This window comes from Mesorhizobium sp. M7A.F.Ca.ET.027.03.2.1 (assembly GCF_003999175.1).
GTDB lineage: Bacteria > Pseudomonadota > Alphaproteobacteria > Rhizobiales > Rhizobiaceae > Mesorhizobium.
Map to the genome: position 1 here is coordinate 1 of NZ_RZOM01001157.1, position 1855 is coordinate 1855.

Below are 1855 nucleotides of genomic sequence, written 5' to 3' on the forward strand. Positions count from 1 at the left end.
TCTGTAGTCAATTTCCATTCGCATTCGGAGCGACCATATTCCGGCTGCAGACACCAACACGGACTGCAAACACCAACATGGAGAACTCAGATGACCAAGATCGCTCTCACCGCCGCCGCCATCCTCATTTCCGTCAGCGCCGCCTTTGCCGGCAGCGACAAGTTTGGGTCGAACGACGCCAGCCGGCCGGCTGTCACCAGCACCGACAACACGACCACCGCTTCGATCCACAACCCGGATGCGGCCGTCCGGCAGCCGGTCACGCAAGGCAGCAACCGCGACCTCTTCGGCAGCCGCTGATCTCGATCGCGCTTGCCGCTGATCTCGATCGCGCTCGTCTCTGATCTCGATCGAGCTTGTCGCTGATCCCGATCGCGCCTTGCGACCGACCACGCAAATCCCAACCCCGGAGTGCTTCCAATGACCAGTATCGCAATTCTCGGTGCCAATGGCCGGCTCAGCCGCGTGGTCGCCAAGGCCTTCATCGACGCGGGCTACGAGGTCCGCGCCGTCACCCGCAACGGCAAACTGCCAACTGAACTCGAAGGCGCTACGGCCGTTGCCGGTGACGCGCTCGACCGGGAAGCGCTGATCCGCGCCACGGAAGGTGTCGACATCATCTTCAACGGCCTCAACCCGATCTACACCGAATGGGCCAAGTGCCTGCCGATCGCCGAGAATGTCATGGCCGCTTGCCGTGCCAACAACGCACTGCATCTCTTTCCCGGGACCGTATACAATTACGGGTCGCCGATGCCGGAGGTGATCACGGAAGACACGCCGTTCCGCCCGACGACCGAGAAGGGGCGCATCCGCGTCGCCATGGAGGACCTGTTTCACCGCGAGGCCGAAGCGCGCCGCGTCCGCACCATTATTTTGCGGGCCGGCGATTTCTTCGGCGGCACCGGCAGCGGCTCGTGGTTCGACCTGGTCGTCGCCGCCAAAATCAACAAGGGTGTCTATACGGCGCCCGGCCCGGTCGACCTCGTGCATGAATGGGCCTACCTGCCGGATCTGGCCAGGGCTTTCGTCGGACTGGCGCAGAACCTGGACAAGCTCGGCGCCTATGAAGCCCTCAACTTCCCGGGCCATCCCGTCACCGACCTGGAGATCAAGGCGGCCGCGGAGAAGGCGCTTGGACGCCCGCTCAAGATGACCTCGATGGCGTGGTGGGTGCTGCGCGCCGGCAGCCCGTTCGTGGCGATGTGGCGTGAGATCGTGTCGATGTCCTATCTGCGCTTCGAACCGCACCAACTGGCGTCGGCAAGGCTGGAAGGCATCATCGGCGCGATCCCCCACACGCCGCTGGATCAGGCCGTCACTGAAGCTCTCGGGGATATCGGCATTGCCACCGTGACCGGCGTTGCGAAAGCTGCCTGACCTCCGCGATGGCGGGCGATACTCCTCCGCACATTAACAATCTCCGCGGACTGAAAGGGCGCCTCAGAGCCGTCCCATCAACAGCAGCACCATAAGCACCACCAGCACCACGCCGACAATACCCGAGGGCCCATAGCCCCAGGAGCGCGAATGCGGCCAGGCCGGCACCGCGCCGATGAGGATAAGGACCAGGACGATGATGACTATGGTGGTGATCGGCATGAGAACCCCGCAATTCGACTTTTCGCCCAAGAACAATGCAAAAGGCCGCCCGGTTGTTCCGGGCGGCCTTTGCCGGTCAAATCGGCAATGATTTATTCGGCGGCTTTCGGAAAGGCGATATCCGGCCCGGCTCCGGCATCCCGCCCTGGCGCATCGGTCGATGAAATCTCGACCTTGCCGCGCCGGAACAGACGGCTGATCAAGCCGCGCCGTGCGCCCGGTTTGACCTTGGCGCGGGTGAACACCATCAGCA

Annotated in this window: 3 protein-coding genes; 2 read left to right on the forward strand and 1 reads right to left on the reverse strand. The window is 63.4% G+C overall.

Annotated features, from left to right (window positions below; translation table 11 throughout):
• Positions 1–90: 90 nt before the first annotated feature.
• Positions 91–300 carry a DUF680 domain-containing protein gene (locus EN750_RS32360; protein ID WP_127399113.1) on the forward strand — a complete coding sequence of 70 codons (210 nt, stop codon included), beginning with the start codon at positions 91–93 and terminating at the stop codon, positions 298–300.
• 120 nt (positions 301–420) lie between these two features.
• Positions 421–1380, forward strand: coding sequence for an SDR family oxidoreductase (locus EN750_RS32365; RefSeq protein ID WP_127399114.1), 960 nt, complete (start codon positions 421–423; stop codon positions 1378–1380).
• A gap of 63 nt (positions 1381–1443) precedes the next feature.
• On the opposite strand, the gene EN750_RS32370 is transcribed toward EN750_RS32365, so the two are convergent.
• Complete coding sequence (locus EN750_RS32370) at positions 1444–1602, reverse strand: DUF3309 family protein (RefSeq protein ID WP_023810914.1); 159 nt, start codon at positions 1600–1602, stop codon at positions 1444–1446.
• Positions 1603–1855: the final 253 nt, after the last annotated feature.

What these genes read in the sequence shown, in the direction of transcription:
- EN750_RS32360 (WP_127399113.1), top strand. Translation starts at nt 91, where the DNA reads ATGACCAAGATCGCTCTCACCGCCGCCGCCATCCTCATTTCCGTCAGC.
- EN750_RS32365 (WP_127399114.1), top strand. Translation starts at nt 421, where the DNA reads ATGACCAGTATCGCAATTCTCGGTGCCAATGGCCGGCTCAGCCGCGTG.
- EN750_RS32370 (WP_023810914.1), bottom strand. Translation starts at nt 1,602, where the DNA reads ATGCCGATCACCACCATAGTCATCATCGTCCTGGTCCTTATCCTCATC.